We start from the raw sequence: 17720 nt of genomic DNA on the forward strand, positions 1-17720 counted from the left end.
ATTGCTTTTTTATATTAAATTAAGATCTCCAGAAATAGTTTTAACGTTAATAAGTTTTGAACTATCACCGTTAGTAAAGGAATAGGAACTACTATTATTTATATCCATATTAAGGTTTTTGCCTGATATTTCACCAGAGATTGAAGAAAAATTCACCTTATAGCCTATTTCATTTGGGATAATTAAATCAACATCCCCAGATTTGGTTGAAAAATTAGAGTTTTCAGCTATTTCAGATAAAATTAAATCGACAGAGCCAGAAACTACTGATACAGTTGTTTCTCCTAATGCCCCACTAATAGAAATATCTCCGCTAGCGGTTTTTATTAATGATTTATCGGTCCTAATGGTAGATCCATTTATTCTGCCACTTAATGATTCTAAAGAAGTATCAGTAGCTTCTACAGTATATAAATCAATATCTCCACTAGAAGATGATACTAAAAGGGTTTTAAGCTTTCCTCCAGTAACTGATAATTCACCGCTTGAGCCTTTTATAGACAATAGATTTTGATAGGTATCAGGTACATATACCTTGACCTCTAAATCAGAGAATATTAGATTGTCATTTGTTTCAATAAAAACATTTGAATCAGTAACTTCTACTCTACTTAATCCATCGGAGTAAGTAAAATTAGAAAAGAAGTCTCCATTAACATCAATTTTAAGAGTTGTACCACTATAAAATTCAACTGAGTAGTCTGAGCTAGATGAGCTTAAATATATATTTTGCACAGTTTGAGGTAATTCCTTTTCAACAGTTCCAATAGAACTTGTAGAATTATGATTACTCCAGTCAAAATTCCATCGCCCATTCCAATCATCTGAATAGGAAGAAAAATTAAAGTTACTATTGTATAGCATTATTCCAGCTGATATATAACATAAAATGCTTAGGAGAGTTAAAACTGATAAGAAAATCTTCATTCTACGAGACATAAATTTTTTCATTAATTTGCCTCCTTATTGAAAAATTTATTAAAAAGTTTCCTTGCAAATATAATTACTGCTTTTATAAAATACACAGATAATATTGTTACTAATATTGTAGCAAAAGTGGAGCCTACAGTAATAAGTGCAATTACACTTGTAGGAAAATCAGCTAAAAAAGTAGGTGCTGTAAAGCCAAAAAGGCTTAAGCCAGATTGTACAAAGAGTAGTGCAATTCCAGATAGACTCAAAGCAAAAGGAATTAATATAAATGCTAACGCTAAGGCAAACAAACTTCCACCTATGGCAAGTCCGAAAGGTCCTATAATCACAATTGTAAGAATAACTATTGTGATTTTTAATAATGTGTTTACATTGTTTGAATCACTGTTTAGATTTTTTTGAGAATCATTAGTATACGAATTATTATTATTTTTATGACTATTGTTAGAATAGTTAGTATTACTACTCTTATATGGTGGGACACTTTGGACATAACCATTTCTATATTGATTAACTATAACAAAAGGATCTCCAAAAATATTTATTATTTCTTCTTCAGTTTTTCCATCGGATAGTGCATCCTTAAAATGATTTTCATAGCCAGCGATAATTTCATTTAATTCTTCTGGCGGAAAGTCATTTAAGCCTGCTCTAATGATTTTAAGGAATTCATTTTTATTCACCATTACAACCCCCTAATATAATATTGATAATCTTAGTGCACTTATATTATAAAATATGGTAGTATACAATACAAGGTAATGAAGGATAATTAACATTATATTAAGAACTGCTAATAAAATATTAAGAACTAAGTTATCCACAGTTAATAGTGGATAAGCTGTGGATAAAATATATTGACTATCCACAGAATTAGCCTAGATATAGTGCAAAACTGTGGACAATGTGAGCAAAAAGAGCAAAAACGGTGGATAACTCAAATCTTATGAATAAATTTATGAAAAATATATTGACACAACATGTATGTAAATAATTTTTGTCAACACCAATATAGAGAATATTGGGGAAAAAATTATTATCAAGTGAAATTAGTTATAAATAAGAAATTAAATACGACAATAAAATACAGATTATTCACAAACCTGTGGACAAAATCTGTGGATAATGTGTATAAGTTTATATGATGGAGGTAAAAAAGTGGAGTATAATAAGAATATATATGAGGCAACATTTATAGATAGACCCAATAGATTTAATGCTACAGTGATTTTTCAAGAGCGAGAAATAGTGGTGCATGTACCTAATACAGGTAGATGTAAAGAGATACTAATACCAGGCTGTCAGGTGTTTATAAGGGAAGAGACTAATCCCACACGGAAAACAAAATATGATCTTATAGGTGCATATAAAGGAAAGAAAAACATATGTATTGATTCGCAAATTCCAAATAAGGTAGTGAAAGAAGCTTTAGAGGACGGAGCTGTGGATAAGTTAAAAGAGTATACAAATATATTAAGTGAAAAAACTTTTGGGAATAGCAGATTTGATTTTAAATTGTCAAAAGATGATGGACAAGAGTATTACTTAGAGGTAAAGGGAGTAACCCTCGAGGAAGATGGGAATTCTAGATTCCCAGATGCTCCTACAGAGAGAGGAAAAAAGCATCTATTAGAATTAATAGAGGTAAAGAAAAGTGGAAGAGGTGCAGGAGTGCTTTTTTTAATACAAATAGAGGATGTGCAGACCTTTAGACCAAATGATGAAATGGATCCTAAATTTGCAGAAGCCTTAAGAGAAGCTGAAAAAAGTGGGGTTGATATTTTTGCATACTCATCTATTGTCACACAAACTGGAATAACATTACATAAACCTGTTAAAATTATTCTATAATAGCTACCTAATAATACAGAAGAGAGGAATTATATGAAGTATGAATTTTGTCCTATTTGTGGAAGAAAACTAAAAAAAGTAATTTGTGGAGATGAGGGAGTTGTCCCTTTTTGTTCTCATGACACTTGCTATTATTTTAATACCCCATATCCATGCATAATGGTAGCTGTAATTAAAGATGATGAAGTTTTACTCTTAAAACAAAGTTATATTTATAAGAATTCTAAACTTCTCATATCAGGATATATAGGAATTGATGAAAAAGCTGAAGACACTGTTTATCGTGAAGTATTAGAGGAAACTTCAATAGAGATTGAAGATATTAATTTTTTAGGCACAGATTTTATTGAAGGTCGAGAGATATTAATGTTAACCTACTCAGCTAAATATAAGACAGGTAAAATTAAAATTTCTAAGGAAGTTGAAGAAGCTAGATGGTTTAAAATACCTGAAGCCTTAGAAGAATTAGGAGAAAATGAGATAGGGAAGAGAGTATTAGAAAAGGCAATTGAAAAAGAACTTACACTTTGATTATAAAGTGTGAGTTCTTTGACTATTAGATATATATTATAATTGCAATAAATTATAAGTACAAATTTAACATTTTTTGTAGTTATTAATTTAAATAATGAGTATAATTATAATATTAAATTGGCCAGAGGGGGAGTTAATATAATGTCAATGGAATCTAAATTTGTCCCAGAAATAAAGGGAACATTAAGAAATTATATTGTTGAAGTTCCGTTAATAATTGGAGAGTGTAGTGGAATAAAAATATTTGGTAAGAGAATAAAATCTTTACTGTTTACTACAGATGTAGCCATGATTAGAAATACAAATGCAGATGCTATAATGGCTGTATATCCCTTTACTCCACAACAATTAATAACAGATGTCCTTATAATGGCAGCTGATGTACCTGTTTTTTGCGGAGTTGGGGGCGGAATTACTCAAGGAAAAAGAGTAGTGAATCTTGCTTTAGATGCAGAATTTAAAGGCGCGATTGCTGTAGTAGTTAATTCTCCTACATCAGATGAAGTTATTAGAACTATTAGAGCTACAATAGATATTCCAATTGTAGTTACTGTAGTCTCAGAAAATACAGATATATTAGAGAGAATTCAGGCTGGTGCCACAATATTAAATGTATCAGGTGGCAAGAATACTCCGAATATTATTAGGCGAATTAGAGAAATATCACCTGAATGTCCTATAATAGCTACAGGTGGACATACGGAAGAAAGTATAATGGAAACAATAGTTGCAGGTGCTAATGCAATAACGTATACACCTCCATCAACAACAAAAATAATGGGAGAATTAATGGGTAGGTATAGATAGTCGAAAAAGATAATAAAAGGATACTAGTTGCAGGGCTGCTGCAACTTTTTTTATACAAATAAATATGAACAGGTACATCATTTATGGTATACTTAAGATGTATTTTTAAACTAAGAGGGAGAATTCCGTACTATGGGTAAAATGTATATTATTGATAGAATAGAGGCGAATTACATTGTCATAGAATCTCCAGAGGGGGATATAATCAATGTAAAAAAAGAATTTTTAAATGGAAATGGAAAAGAAGGAGATTGCTTAATTAAAAAAGATAACTACTTTAAAATAGATAGAGAAGCTACAAAGAAAAGACAAGTTGAGATAGCTAATAAATTAAAGGGGATGTGGAATTAGAAATATGAAAGAAGGCATTGATGAAATAATAGGGGAAGATAAATCGAATTTAGGTAACAATAAAAGTAATAAGTCAAATTTTTTTAAAGATTGGGTAGTGCCCTTAGTTATTGCATTTGTATTAGCCTTTTTAATAAAACAATATATTCTTTTTAAAGTGTATATTCCATCAGGATCCATGATTCCAACATTAAATGTAGGAGATCATCTTTTTGTTACAAAAGTATATAATCTAGATAATATAGAAAGAGGAGATATACTTGTATTTGATTCAAAGGAATTAAGTGATTTGTTAATAAAAAGAGTGATAGGACTCCCTGGGGATAATATAAAAATAGTAGATGGACAGATATCAGTAAATGGTGAGGAAGTCCAAGAAGATTATACAATAAACAAGGATAATTTCTATGGAGAATTTCATGTGCCAGAGGGCAAGTATTTTTTCTGTGGTGATAATAGACCCGACTCCTATGATTCTAGGAAATGGGCGAATCCATATATTAATGGAGAAGATATACAGGCGAAAGCTCAGGTAAAGGTCTATCCATTTAGCGATTTTGGGAGTATTAAATAAAAAAGTATAAAGAGAAGAAAGAGGTGCCGTAAGATATGAAAATTGAACCGAAAAAAGATCCAAAGAAGAGCCCAAAGAAACCTAAAATATCCCTTGTTGTTTATTTTATAATAACTATGTCAATACTGTTAGTTGTAAATTATTCTAAAGATATATATAACAATGAAGAAATAAACTACAATAAATTTTTAAGTATGGTAGATGAGAAGCAAATATCTGAAATTGTAATTGCATCTGATAGCCTATTGATTACTCCAAAGCCAGGAACTGAGTTTGAGGGTAAAACAGTATATACTGCAAATATTAACGATGATAAGTTAATAGATAAGTTGATAGCATCTGGAGAAATAGATTTTACAGGTAAGAATCCAAAGGAATCAATAATGATGAATATATTGGTTTCTTGGGGTATACCAATCTTATTCCTATTTGTAATGTATAAGTTTTTCTTTTCGAAGATGTTAGGCAAAATGGGAGGCGGAATGGGCTCCATAGGTAAAAGCAATGCGAAAATATATGCTGAAAATGATATCAAAGTTACATTTAAGGATGTGGCAGGTCAAGAAGAGGCTAAGGAATCCCTAGAGGAAGTTATAGACTTCTTAAATTGCCCAGCAAAATATACAGAGATAGGTGCTAAATTACCTAAGGGAGTTTTATTAGTAGGCCCTCCAGGAACAGGTAAAACACTTATAGCAAAGGCAGTAGCGGGAGAAGCCAAAGTTCCATTTTTCTCTTTATCAGGTTCAAGCTTTGTTGAGATGTTTGTTGGAGTTGGAGCGTCAAGAGTTAGAGAATTATTTAAGGATGCTGAACAAAAGGCACCATGTATAATTTTTATTGATGAAATTGATGCTATAGGTAAAAGCCGTGATAGTCAGATGCAAAGTAATGATGAAAGAGAACAAACTTTAAATCAATTATTATCTCAAATGGATGGATTTGATTCATCTAAGGGAATAGTAATTCTAGCAGCTACTAATAGACCTGAAATACTTGATAAGGCTCTACTTAGGCCAGGTAGATTTGATAGACGAGTTATTGTTGATAGACCTGACTTTAAGGGAAGAGAAGCAATACTTAAAGTTCATGTAAAAAGCGTTTTCTTAGATGATGGAGTAGATTTAAAGGAAGTTGCTAAGGGAACTCCAGGAGCTGTAGGAGCAGATCTTGCAAATATAGTTAATGAATCTGCTTTAAGGGCTGTTAAGCATGGTAGAAAGCGAGTTATTCAAGAAGATTTAAGAGATGCTGTTGAAGTAATTATAGCAGGTAAAGAAAAGAAGGATAGAATCCTTTCAGAGAAGGAAAAAAGAATTGTTGCCTTCCATGAAGTTGGTCATGCATTAGTTGCAACCCTTTTAAAGGATGCAGATCCAGTACATAAGATCACAATAGTCCCTAGAACAATGGGAGCTTTAGGATATACAATGCAGCTTCCAGAGGAAGAGAAATTCTTAACTTCTAAGGAAGAATTATATAATCAAATTACAGTAATGCTTGGTGGAAGATCTGCTGAAGAAGAGGTATTTGCAATAGTTTCTACAGGAGCATCTAATGACATAGAAAGAGCTACACAAACTGCTAGAAGCATGGTAACTACTTATGGTATGAGTGATAGATTTGATATGATGGCATTAGAATCTATACAAAGTAAGTATCTTGATGGAAGAGCAGTTAGAAATTGTAGTGAAGAAACATCAACAATTATTGATCAAGAAATATTAAAAATTATAAGGGATGCTCACAATAAAGCTAGAACTATTTTAAGAGAAAATAGAGAATTACTAAATAAAATTTCTGAAGCTCTTTTAGAGAAGGAAACACTATTTGGTGAGGAATTTATGGAAATAGTATGTGTGGACTATCCTGAATTAAAGAGAGTAAAGAAAGTAGAAGTAATAGACAAGACTAAAAAGGTAGAATCTTTAGGTAAAACTAAAGATGAGGACAGAGATGAAACTATAACTATTAATACAGAATTAGGCGAAGAAATAGATAAAACGCTTTAAGCAAAATCAAAAAAAATAACAAGCCAGTATGCTTGCATATCTGGTCTGTTATTTATTTTCATTTGCTTTGAATTAAAAAAGAGGTGCTTTTTTGGAAAAAGATTTAGAATACTTAATGGAGCAAGTTAAGCTTCAAGAGACTATTAAAATTTTAGATGGAGAAATATTAAGTTATATTGCAAAGAGAAAGTATATTACAGAATATATTATTGAATATAGGAAAAAGTATATAGAGGAATATAAAGATGATGAAGATAGGGTTATAGAATTTTTTGATCATGAAGTCTTTGTTAAGGAAGAAGCTTATAAAACAATAGATAAAAGATTAAAAGAGTTTACTACACTTAAAGAAGCCCCATACTTTGGTAAGATTACTTTTACAGAAGAAAGTGAAGGAGTACAGGAATTATATGTAGGAAGGTTTGGATTAACTCCAGAGGAAACATATGAACCTGTAATTGTTGACTGGAGAGCACCAATTGCATCTTTATTTTATAAAGGTACTTTAGGTGAGAGTTACTATACCTCACCAGTAGGGGATATTCCAGCAAATCTTTTAGCAAGACGTCAGTTAGTATTAAAAAAGGCTGAGCTTAAAGGTATATTCGATTCAGCTATAGATGTTAAGGATGAAATACTTCAAATGGTCCTAACATCTAACTCAGGTGAAAAGTTAAAAGATATAGTTATGACAATTCAACAGGAGCAGGATGAAATCATAAGAGCTCCCAAGAATAAAGTTATTGTAGTAAATGGAGTTGCAGGATCTGGAAAGACTACAATAGCACTTCATAGAGTATCATATCTTCTATATAATGATAGAGAACAATTTGGAGATAAGGTATTAATTCTTGGACCTAATGATATATTTATGGACTATATTGCACAGGTTTTACCATCCTTAGGAGAAGGGGGAATCTCACAAGATACCTTCCAAAACTTTGCAATAGACCAAATTGGTTTAAAGGAAAATGTTAAGAGCTACTCAGATTATATTGAAGAGGCCATGAATGGAAATGAAGAGGCTTTAACTGAGTATAAGTATAAAAGTTCAAATTCATTTACAAAACTTTTAGATAATATGATAGAAGATATGGATAAGAGTTATTTCGATATGACTCCTGTAAATCTATTCGGAGAGACTGTAGTGGATATAGCTGAAATCAAGGAATTGTTCACAACTAATTATGGATACATGCCTTTGTTTAGAAGAAGTGAAAAGATAAAGAGAATATTAATTTCAAAAACTAAGGACAAAAGGGATGAAATTATAAGAAAACTTAATGTTGAAACACAAAAGGAAATAGACTCACTTTCTAAAGAGGAATATGAAATACAAAAAAGTAACATGGATTATCAAAGAAGAGAAAAAATTAGAGAAATAATAAGAGGTGTCATGGATTCAAGAGAAGAACTTGATAAATGGATTGACCATGAGGATACTCTTACATTATATAAGAGAATTACAAAAACTGAATCTTTGGCATATATGGATCTAGCAGGAATACTTTATTTAGCAGTAAAGCTTGATGGCATGAAGTGCAAAAAACAAATAAAACATGTTGTCATTGATGAAGCACAAGATTATAATATGACACAGTTTAAAGTTATAAAAGAACTTACCGGTTGCACAAGTTATACAATAGTTGGAGATAGCAATCAAAGGCTTATAGAAACTGAAGAAGAGCCAGCAATGTTACATTTGGAAGAGCTTTTTTCTCAGAATATAGAAAGCTTTAGTTTGAATAAGAGTTATAGATCAACCCAAGAAATAATGCAATATGCTAGTCAATTCATAAAAGAAGATAGCATAATTCCTTTAGTTAGAAATGGGGAACCAGTTCTTGAAGAAGAGTCAACTTCAACTCAAGATACAATAGAGACTCTTGTTTCTATAATAGAGGATTATAAAGAGGAAGGCTTAGAGAATATAGCCATTATAACTAAGGATAAAAATAAACTAAAAGAGATTTCCACGCTATTAAAGCAAAGGACAAAAGTTCTTACCTTTGATCGTGAAGATATGATATATAGTGGAGGACTTGTACTTCTTCCAGCTTATTATGCAAAGGGCTTAGAATTTGACGGAGTAATTTTATTAGACGATTTTAAAAACACTCCAAATCTTGTCAAATATATTATGTGTACTAGGGCACTGCATAGATTAGCGGTAATCAAATAACAGATACCTGCAGGATTTAGCCACTGCAGGTATTTTTTTATGAATAAGCATTGCATAAATATAACGTTTTGATGTATAATTATACTTAAAGTAAATAAGATATATAAGAGATAGATAATAAATTAAGAGAGGGGTAAATAAAATGAAAAACGGAATAATGAAAAAGATATTTACTACAGCGTTAGTTGGAGTAATGTCACTATCACTAATAGCATGTGGGGCAAAAGATGAAACAGCTACTGATAGTTTAACTGCTATAAAAGAAAATAAGAAGGTAATAGTTGGACTAAGTGCAGATTATGCACCTTATGAATCTCATTCCATGATAGATGGTAAGGATGAAATAGTTGGTTTCGATGTTGATTTAGCAAAGGAAGTAGCAAAGGATATGGGAGTTGAGCTAGAAATCAAGGAAATGAGTTTTGATGCTTTAATCGGTGCACTTAAGGCTGGTCAAATAGATATGATTATATCTGGAATGAATCCAGATGATGAGAGAAGAAAGGAAATAGATTTCTCAGATATATACTATGAAGCACAACATGCAGTTTTAATTAATGCAGTAGATAAAGAAAAATACAAAACTGTAGCAGATTTAAATGGGCTAAAAATTGGAGCTCAATTAGCATCAACTCAACAAGCAATTGCTAAAGAAAAGGTTGAGGGTGCAGAACTTACATTATTAGCAGATGTAAACAACTTAATTCTAGAATTAAAAACTGGTAAGGTTTCAGCTATAATAACAGAGGAACCAGTTGCTAAAATAGCTGTTAAGACTAATCCAGAAATGATTCTTTCAGGAATATCATTCAAAGATGAAACTGGTGGAAATGCTATAGGTCTTAAAAAGGATTCACCAGAGCTTGTAGCACAAGTTAATGAAACTATTAAAAGAGTAAAGGAATCAGGAGATTTAGATAAGTTTATCATAGAGGCTAATGAATAAGCCTAAGAATAAAATAGTTAAAAAAGGCTAAGCCTTTAGGAAAACTCCATGGGAGAATAAATACTCCCAAGGAGTTTTTTAATTAGTTTTATACCATAAAAGGGAGTGAAAGTATGTTTAGATTCGATTTTTTAGAAGAGTATATGCCAATATTTCTTGAGGGAGTGCAGATAACTCTAGGTATTTCTATAATAACAGTAATACTTGGAACGCTATTTGGATCACTATTATTTCTTATGAAAAACTCAAGTATTTCAATAGGAAAAGTTAAACCCTTGAAGATATTAGCATCAATATATATTGAAGTAGTAAGGGGAACCCCTATGCTACTACAAATATTATTAGTATATTCAGGCTCAAAACTTATGTTTGGTATTGATTTAACTGCATTTACATCAGCAGTAATTGCAATAGCAGTAAATTCAGCAGCTTATGTATCAGAAATAATTAGAGCTGGAATAGAAGCAGTTGATATTGGACAAACAGAGGCTGCAAGAAGTCTAGGAATGTCTAAGAGTTTGTCCATGAGGTTAATTATTGTACCTCAAGCAATTAAAAATATATTGCCTGCAATAGGTAATGAATTTGTAGCGGTAATTAAGGAATCCTCAATGGCATCTGTTATTGGCGTAGGAGAGCTTATGTTCTCAGCGAAAATAGTACAAGGGGCTACTTATATTTCCTTAGAGCCATTAATGGTTGCAGCAGTATTCTACTTTATATTAACCTTCTCATTAGGAAGATTATTAGGATACGTTGAAAGGAGGATGAAATCTAGTGATACACATTAATAATTTACATAAGAGTTTTGGTAAAAACCATGTTTTAAGGGGTATAGACCAGAACATTAAAAAAGGCGAAGTGGTTGTCGTAATAGGTCCTTCAGGTTCAGGTAAATCTACTTTTTTAAGATGTCTAAATCTTTTAGAGGTGCCGTCTAAAGGTGAAATAGTATTTGAAGAGAATAATATTACAGATAAAAAAGTAAATATAGATAATCTTAGAGCTAAGATGGGAATGGTATTTCAACAATTTAATCTTTTCCCGCATAAAACAGTATTGCAAAACATTACCTTATCGCCAATAAAAGTGAAAAAGATAAGTATTGAAGATGCAAATAAGAAGGCTATGGATTTATTAGATATGGTTGGATTAAGAGAAAAAGAAGGGGCTTATCCAGCATCCCTTTCAGGTGGACAAAAGCAAAGAATAGCAATTGCTAGAGCTCTTGCTATGGAACCTGATGTTATGCTTTTTGATGAACCAACTTCAGCATTAGATCCAGAAATGGTAGGAGAAGTTCTAGCAGTTATAAAAAAGCTAGCTAAAGAAGGTATGACTATGGTAGTAGTTACTCATGAAATGGGCTTTGCAAAAGAAGTTGGAGATAGAATATTATTTATGGACGAAGGAAAGATTGTAGAAGAAGGAACTCCAGAGGAAATATTTAATAATACTAAAAATGCAAGGACAATAGATTTTTTATCAAAAGTACTATAAAATTTTTATAAAAAGTAATATAGAAAAAACCAGCAATAAGAATGTATACACATCTTATTGCTGGTTTTTAATTTTTACTAATATTTATCCTTTAGAATAATGAATATAAAAGATATTATTTTTAATAGAAGTTTCCATAACCTCTAAAAGCTGAGCCTAATGCTACTGCTGCAATTATCATAAATACTATTAATAGAACAAATATTACTGAAATTATTATAACAGGAACCCATGTAGTACCACCAATAGCTCTTAGCCTTTGAGATAAAAGCTGTTGATTCATTCCATTTGTTGCCTTAACAGTGCGAATTTTATCTATAGAATACTTAATATAAATTTGATTAGCAAACATACCAGAACCAATCATAATCAATAAAGATAGCAAAGATTGTACGCCATTAGGAAGTAAAAAGAGACTGGCAGCAGAAACTGCGAAAAGAATACATGCAACGGCATATAGTTTCCTATAGCATAACCAAATCCAGCCAAATAAGAATGCAGGCCAATTCCAAGAAATGAAATTAGATTTATCTTGGCTTCTATTCCATTTATCCATATAATATTCAGTGTTTTTAGGACCTAATAAATCCATCATCTCACTTGGAGAAACTCCATTGTTATCTGTGAAGGAATTTCCTTGATTATAGTTGGAATTTTGATTGTAGCTAGAATTTTGATTGTAGTTAGAATTTTGATTGTAGTTAGAATTTTGATTGTAGTTAGCATTTGGACCAAAATCAGGATTCTGGTTAGAACCTTGGTTATAGCCATTATTTTGATTATAATTAGAGTCTTGATTATAATCAGTATTTTGATTATAGTTAGGACCTTGGTTAGAGTTAGAATTTTGATTATAGCTAGAGTCTTGGTTAGAGTTAGAATTTTGATTATAGCTAGAGTCTTGGTTAGAGTTAGTATTTTGATTATAGCTAGAGTCTTGACTAGAGTTATTATTTTGGTCATTGTCACTACTTGTTTCTATATCAGATTCAGAATTAATTGTATTATTTGAAGGACAAGCTAGATTAATACAAACCTTGTTTGCATCTAACTCTTCTCCGCAGCTTGGACAAAACATTATAATTCCCCCTTAAAATAGTAAATGTAAAAAGTCTTATTGTTAATTTTAATATAAAGTTCCATAACCAGGATCAATTGTATTGTAGCTCTCTGTAAAACCTGCAATTACACCCATTATGAATAGTAAACCAAATATAACTGAAAGTATTATAACTGGAACCCATGTAATACCACCATTAGCTCGTAATCTATCAAATAGAATCGATGGATTCATTCCAGTAGTTAGTTTAACAGTACGAATTTTGTCTATAGAATGTTTAATATAAATTTGATTAGCAAATAAAGCAGAACAAATCATAATAGCAAAACCTATTATAGAACTTGCCCATCCAGGAAGGAAAATCGAAGATACGGTAGTAACTACTAAAACTATAGCTGCATAGCTATACATTTTCCTAAAACATAACCAAATGAAGCTAAATAAGAATGCAGGCCAGTTCCAAGAAATAAAACTAGAATTTTCTTGGCTTTTATTCCACTTATCCATATAGTATTCAGTGTTTTTAGGACCGAAAAATTCCATCATTTCACCAGCAGAAATTCCGTTTTTATCGATAGAAGAATTTCCTTGATTATTGTTATAACCTTGATTATAGTAATTATTTTGATTATTGTTAGGATTCTGATTGAAGCCATTATTTTGGTTGCTGTTAGCATTCTGATTGTAGCCATTATTTTGATTGTTGTTAGAATTCTGATTGTAACCAGCATTTTGATTATTGTTAGAATTCTGATTGTAACCAGCATTTTGATTATTGTTAGAATTCTGATTGTAACCAGCGTTTTGATTATTGTTATTATTTTGATTGTAACCAGCGTTTTGATTATTGTTATTATTCTGATTGTAGCCAGCGTTTTGATTATTGTTATTATTCTGATTGTAACTAGCGTTTTGATTATTACTCTGATTTTGATTGTAACCAGTATTCTGATTATTGTTAGGGCTTTGATTAAAGCCGGCATTTTGATCATTGTTAGTAGGGTTCTCATTCTCATCAACATTTTCTATAGGTGAGTCATTGTTATTAATTGTTTCTTTTTCAAATTCAGACTCAAATTCAGAAGTAGTTTGAGAATTTGAAGGACAATCTGAATTGATGCAAACATTATTTGTATCTAATTCCTTGCCGCAGCTTGGACAAAACATCGTAATTCCCCCTTAAAATAATTAACATAAAGAATAGTCTTTAATAAGTATACAATAAAATACTATTATATACATAATAACACTAAAAGCAACATTAGATAAAGTTATTATCTATTGTAATTATACAGTTATAATCTGGATGTATTTCCTTTACGGAATTTTCTATATCTTGCTTTAAAGCCTCATGAGTCATGATTTTTCTTAAAGTTTGTGGGTCTACAACTATATCAAAGATTAAATTCTTCTTTTCACCTTTTCCTACAATTCTAAAATCATGCATAGATAAAATTAAAGGATTATAACTTATAATTTTTGAAACCTCTTCATGGGTTTTATTTATTTCTACATTAGTAATGCAAATAGGATCCATATGGATAACAAGATAGATTCCTAGTTTGTCAGAAATTTCTCTTTCCGCATTATCAATTATTTCATGGATGTCCATTACATCAATATCGGAAGGAATTTCCGCATGAATAGAAGACATACATTTTCCAGGCCCATAGTTATGAACTATAAGATCATGAACTCCGGTAATATGCTCATAGTCTAATACGAGCCTCTTAATATTAGCTACTAAATCTTTATCAGGAGCTTCTCCAAGAAGAGGATTAACAGTGTCTTTAACTAAGTTGAAGCCTGAATAAATAATAAATAGTGCAATTGCAGCACCAAAATATCCATCAACAGGAAAGCTAGTAAATTTAGAAGCTAAAAATGAAATCGCAACGCAAGAAGATGTGAATACATCGCCTAGGGCATCCACTGAAGCTGCTTTTAATGCGCTGGAATTAATTTTGTTTCCTACAAACTTATTAAAGGTTGATAACCATATTTTTAATGTAATAGAAATAACTAAAAGTATAAATGGTATTGTTTGAAAGCTTACTTGAGTTGGGTTTAGGATTTTTTCAATTGAAGCTTTTACAAATTGAATACCTACAAGCATAACCATAAAAGCAACTATTAAAGCTGATAAGTATTCGATTCTGCCATGTCCAAATGGATGCTCGGCATCTGCAGGCTTTTCGGCCATCTTAAAACCAACTATAGTAATTATAGAGGATGCGGTATCAGATAAATTATTAAATGCATCTGCCATAACTGCTATACTAGAGACAAGTATCCCAACTGTTAGTTTCACTGCAAATAAGGTGAAATTAACTATAATACCAACTACTCCACCTAGAACTCCATAAGAACCTCTAACTTTTTCATTCTGGACAGCATCTTTATTTTTTATATATTTATTAACTAATATATTCGATAACATATATTTTCATTCCCTTCATAATTTTAGAACTATAGTTAAGTGTATAATATATTGCCAAAAAAATCAATTTAATTTAGCTCCTTGTTCACTTAATGTAAGTTTGATAAAATAATAGTATTATTATAAGTAGAAAACAAATAATTACACATCATAAATATAAAAGGAGGAATTTATTTTGGAAGAGCAATTAGCGTTAGAACTATTAGAATTTATAAATGAAAGCGTAACAGCTTATCATGGGGCTTATGCAATGAAATCAATACTTGACGAGGAAGGTTTTGTAGAAATAAAAGAAAATAAAAAGTGGAACCTTACTAAGGGTGGGAAATATTATGTCATGAAAAATCAATCCGCCATTGTTGCCTTTGAGATAGGTGAAGGAAAATTAGAAGAGGATGGATTTAGGTTAATTGGGGCTCATACAGATTCACCTACATTTAAAATTAAACCTAAGGCAGAAATTGAGGTTGAAAGTACTTATCTTAAATTAAATACTGAAGTGTATGGTGGTCCTATTCTTAGCACGTGGTTTGATAGACCTTTGTCTTTAGCAGGAAGGGTTTCATTAAAAGGAAAATCTCCATTAAAACCTGAGAATAGGCTTGTTAATATTGATAGACCATTATTAATTATACCTAATATGGCAATACATATGAATAGAGGAGTAAATGATGGATATGCTTTCAATAAACAGAAAGATACATTGCCACTTATCGGCTTTATTAATGAAAAATTTGAAAAAGATTCTTATTTGTTAACTTTAATTAGTAAAGAATTAGGGGTTCCAAAGGAAGAAATAATGGATTTTGATTTGTTTTTATATGAGTACGAAAAGGGTTGTATTTTTGGATTGGAAAATGAATTTATTTCAGCTGGAAGATTAGATGATTTGTGGATGGTTTTCACTGGTGTTAAGGCATTAGTAGATAGTAAGAAAAATAAGGCTACAAAGGTTATGGTAGCTATTGATAATGAAGAGATAGGGAGTTTAACAGCACAAGGTGCACAGTCTACTTTTCTTAAAACTTTACTTGAAAGAATCGCTTTAGGGCTTGGTAAAAATAAGGAGGAGTTTTTTAGAACATTATCAAATTCTGTGATGATTTCAGCAGATTTAGCTCATGCGCTTCATCCTAATCAAGTTGAAAAACATGATCCGTCAAATCATCCTGTTCTTGGTGGCGGTCCTGTAATAAAGATGGCTGCGTCAGGAAGTTATTCCACTGATAGTAATTCTTCAGCAATATTCCAAGCTATTTGTCTTGAGGAGAAGGTTCCTTATCAAAAGTTTGTAAATAGATCTGATGTTAAAGGCGGAACAACTATAGGACCAATGTCAGCAGCAGATTTAGGAATACCTGTTATTGATATGGGGGCACCAGTTTTAGGAATGCATTCAGTCAGAGAATTGACTGCAGTAAAAGATAATGCCTACACAATTAAGGCATTTACTAAGTTTTTCAATTTATAAAATAAATAATTATAAATTTTCAAGAAGCTCTAAAGTTTTCGATACTTTAGGGCTTCTTTTTTTATGTTTTATTATGCATCTTCACATATAGGACTGTGTATTAGATAAATGTTGTTAATGATTAGAAATATGTGACTTTGGCAAGTATCTAGATGGCGGTGATTATATTGATAAAAAATGATTGTGATCTTGCAAATTTAAATGAGCATATGAAGAAAACTTTAAAATTAAATTTATGTCAGAGCAGGGCAAAAAATATTAATAGTTGTCCTATATGTGGACATGACAAATATATAAAGTATGGATTTTATAGTGGAGTACAAAGATACAAATGTAAAAATAGATACTGCGAAAAGACCTTCTCTTTAAGTACTAATTTTATTTGGAGCTATTCAAAGAAGAGCCCAGAAAAATGGGCGGAATTTATTGAACTTATGTTAGCAAAAAAAACACTTAGGTACTGTGCGAAAAAATTAGAAATAAATTTATCAACAGCATTTTACTGGAGACATAAGGTCCTGAAGGGATTAACTTTTCATAATATTCCAAAGTACTTATATGGGGATGTTCATATTGGAAAGGCTATTATGAGAGAAAATTTTAAGGGCAATAGGAATATAAAAGATTCTTTTAGAAAAGATATATGGATAGTTGCAGCTAAGGGAAAACAAGACAATATACTGTCCCTGCCTGTGTGCAAGAATGGTTGGAATGCTAAAGAGTTTGAAGAAAAGGTATATAAAAAAATAGATAAAGAGTCTTATATTAAAGCTTATGGGGATAGATATATTTGGGCAATTGCAAAGAAACATAATTTAAATTCTATCAAAACAAAAGAAGAGGTGGAATTAAAAATTCGTAATTTCACAGGAAATGTTAATAAGTGGTTTAGTTGTTTTAGAGGAATAGCTACTAAATATCTGAGGGGATACCTTTGCTGGTTTATAATTTTTTATAGAGATAAAGAATTTACAAATATGAGTATTTTATATGAATTAGCAAAGGATTGTAGTTTTATAAATACGGAAAAAATAAGGCTTGTTCTAGAAGAATAAAGAA

17 protein-coding genes are annotated in these 17720 nt (G+C 31.0%); 12 read left to right on the forward strand and 5 right to left on the reverse strand.

Features of this window, described 5'->3' with window-relative positions:
• Positions 1-9 precede the first annotated feature (9 nt).
• Both CLVI_RS01600 and CLVI_RS01605 read right to left on the reverse strand, forming a co-directional pair.
• Positions 10-951 carry a DUF4097 family beta strand repeat-containing protein gene (locus tag CLVI_RS01600; RefSeq protein ID WP_106058354.1) on the reverse strand — a complete coding sequence of 314 codons (942 nt, stop codon included), beginning with the start codon at positions 949-951 and terminating at the stop codon, positions 10-12.
• Positions 951-1619, reverse strand: a complete 669-nt coding sequence (locus CLVI_RS01605) for a DUF1700 domain-containing protein (protein WP_106058355.1) — start codon at positions 1617-1619, stop codon at positions 951-953. Before CLVI_RS01605 ends, CLVI_RS01600 begins: the two co-directional genes overlap by 1 nt.
• A gap of 472 nt (positions 1620-2091) precedes the next feature.
• Between CLVI_RS01605 and sfsA the strand changes: the two genes are divergently transcribed.
• The 10 genes from sfsA (at position 2092) to CLVI_RS01655 (ending at position 11690) form a co-directional block, all read left to right on the forward strand.
• Positions 2092-2784: a DNA/RNA nuclease SfsA gene (gene sfsA / locus CLVI_RS01610; protein ID WP_106058356.1), complete on the forward strand. Its 693-nt coding sequence runs from the start codon at positions 2092-2094 to the stop codon at positions 2782-2784.
• 33 nt (positions 2785-2817) lie between these two features.
• A complete protein-coding gene (locus tag CLVI_RS01615; RefSeq protein WP_106058357.1) occupies positions 2818-3315 on the forward strand; it encodes an NAD(+) diphosphatase in 498 nt (165 codons plus the stop codon).
• 144 nt (positions 3316-3459) lie between these two features.
• On the forward strand, positions 3460-4125 hold the full coding sequence (locus CLVI_RS01620; RefSeq protein ID WP_207655306.1) for a beta/alpha barrel domain-containing protein: 666 nt from the start codon (positions 3460-3462) through the stop codon (positions 4123-4125).
• Between the two features lie 132 nt (positions 4126-4257).
• A complete protein-coding gene (locus CLVI_RS01625) occupies positions 4258-4476 on the forward strand; it encodes a DUF3006 domain-containing protein (RefSeq protein WP_106058358.1) in 219 nt (72 codons plus the stop codon).
• A 4-nt stretch (positions 4477-4480) separates the two neighbouring features.
• The gene (gene lepB / locus CLVI_RS01630) at positions 4481-5050 is read left to right on the forward strand and encodes a signal peptidase I (RefSeq protein WP_106058359.1); all 570 of its coding nucleotides are present in this window, start codon (positions 4481-4483) and stop codon (positions 5048-5050) included.
• Positions 5051-5085: 35 nt separating this feature from the next.
• Positions 5086-7062 carry an ATP-dependent zinc metalloprotease FtsH gene (ftsH, locus tag CLVI_RS01635; RefSeq protein WP_106058360.1) on the forward strand — a complete coding sequence of 659 codons (1977 nt, stop codon included), beginning with the start codon at positions 5086-5088 and terminating at the stop codon, positions 7060-7062.
• Between the two features lie 91 nt (positions 7063-7153).
• On the forward strand, positions 7154-9244 hold the full coding sequence (locus tag CLVI_RS01640) for a HelD family protein (RefSeq protein WP_106058361.1): 2091 nt from the start codon (positions 7154-7156) through the stop codon (positions 9242-9244).
• 142 nt (positions 9245-9386) lie between these two features.
• On the forward strand, positions 9387-10190 hold the full coding sequence (locus tag CLVI_RS01645; protein ID WP_106058362.1) for a transporter substrate-binding domain-containing protein: 804 nt from the start codon (positions 9387-9389) through the stop codon (positions 10188-10190).
• A gap of 113 nt (positions 10191-10303) precedes the next feature.
• A complete protein-coding gene (locus CLVI_RS01650) occupies positions 10304-10981 on the forward strand; it encodes an amino acid ABC transporter permease (protein ID WP_106058363.1) in 678 nt (225 codons plus the stop codon).
• Positions 10968-11690: an amino acid ABC transporter ATP-binding protein gene (locus CLVI_RS01655; protein ID WP_106058364.1), complete on the forward strand. Its 723-nt coding sequence runs from the start codon at positions 10968-10970 to the stop codon at positions 11688-11690. The genes CLVI_RS01650 and CLVI_RS01655 overlap by 14 nt, the downstream gene beginning before the upstream one ends.
• Before the next feature lie 121 nt (positions 11691-11811).
• On the opposite strand, the gene CLVI_RS01660 is transcribed toward CLVI_RS01655, so the two are convergent.
• From CLVI_RS01660 to CLVI_RS01670, 3 genes are all read right to left on the reverse strand, one after another.
• The gene (locus tag CLVI_RS01660) at positions 11812-12768 is read right to left on the reverse strand and encodes a DUF2628 domain-containing protein (protein ID WP_106058365.1); all 957 of its coding nucleotides are present in this window, start codon (positions 12766-12768) and stop codon (positions 11812-11814) included.
• A 48-nt stretch (positions 12769-12816) separates the two neighbouring features.
• On the reverse strand, positions 12817-13917 hold the full coding sequence (locus CLVI_RS01665; protein WP_106058366.1) for a DUF2628 domain-containing protein: 1101 nt from the start codon (positions 13915-13917) through the stop codon (positions 12817-12819).
• 94 nt (positions 13918-14011) lie between these two features.
• Positions 14012-15190 (reverse strand): cation diffusion facilitator family transporter, encoded by a 1179-nt coding sequence (locus CLVI_RS01670; protein WP_106058367.1) that lies wholly within the window; start codon positions 15188-15190, stop codon positions 14012-14014.
• Positions 15191-15365: 175 nt separating this feature from the next.
• On the opposite strand from CLVI_RS01670, the gene CLVI_RS01675 reads away from it, so the two are divergent.
• Positions 15366-16661, forward strand: coding sequence for a M18 family aminopeptidase (locus tag CLVI_RS01675; protein WP_106058368.1), 1296 nt, complete (start codon positions 15366-15368; stop codon positions 16659-16661).
• Positions 16662-16828: 167 nt separating this feature from the next.
• Complete coding sequence (locus CLVI_RS01680) at positions 16829-17716, forward strand: IS1/IS1595 family N-terminal zinc-binding domain-containing protein (RefSeq protein ID WP_106058369.1); 888 nt, start codon at positions 16829-16831, stop codon at positions 17714-17716.
• The last annotated feature ends 4 nt before the right edge of the window (positions 17717-17720 follow it).

The organism is Clostridium vincentii, from assembly GCF_002995745.1.
GTDB lineage: Bacteria > Bacillota > Clostridia > Clostridiales > Clostridiaceae > Clostridium > Clostridium vincentii.

Coding starts and splice junctions, on each gene's coding strand:
- CLVI_RS01600 (WP_106058354.1), bottom strand. CDS start 951: ATGAAAAAATTTATGTCTCGTAGAATGAAGATTTTCTTATCAGTTTTA.
- CLVI_RS01605 (WP_106058355.1), bottom strand. CDS start 1,619: ATGGTGAATAAAAATGAATTCCTTAAAATCATTAGAGCAGGCTTAAAT.
- CLVI_RS01615 (WP_106058357.1), top strand. CDS start 2,818: ATGAAGTATGAATTTTGTCCTATTTGTGGAAGAAAACTAAAAAAAGTA.
- CLVI_RS01620 (WP_207655306.1), top strand. CDS start 3,460: ATGTCAATGGAATCTAAATTTGTCCCAGAAATAAAGGGAACATTAAGA.
- CLVI_RS01625 (WP_106058358.1), top strand. CDS start 4,258: ATGGGTAAAATGTATATTATTGATAGAATAGAGGCGAATTACATTGTC.
- lepB (WP_106058359.1), top strand. CDS start 4,481: ATGAAAGAAGGCATTGATGAAATAATAGGGGAAGATAAATCGAATTTA.
- ftsH (WP_106058360.1), top strand. CDS start 5,086: ATGAAAATTGAACCGAAAAAAGATCCAAAGAAGAGCCCAAAGAAACCT.
- CLVI_RS01645 (WP_106058362.1), top strand. CDS start 9,387: ATGAAAAACGGAATAATGAAAAAGATATTTACTACAGCGTTAGTTGGA.
- CLVI_RS01650 (WP_106058363.1), top strand. CDS start 10,304: ATGTTTAGATTCGATTTTTTAGAAGAGTATATGCCAATATTTCTTGAG.
- CLVI_RS01660 (WP_106058365.1), bottom strand. CDS start 12,768: ATGTTTTGTCCAAGCTGCGGAGAAGAGTTAGATGCAAACAAGGTTTGT.
- CLVI_RS01665 (WP_106058366.1), bottom strand. CDS start 13,917: ATGTTTTGTCCAAGCTGCGGCAAGGAATTAGATACAAATAATGTTTGC.
- CLVI_RS01670 (WP_106058367.1), bottom strand. CDS start 15,190: ATGTTATCGAATATATTAGTTAATAAATATATAAAAAATAAAGATGCT.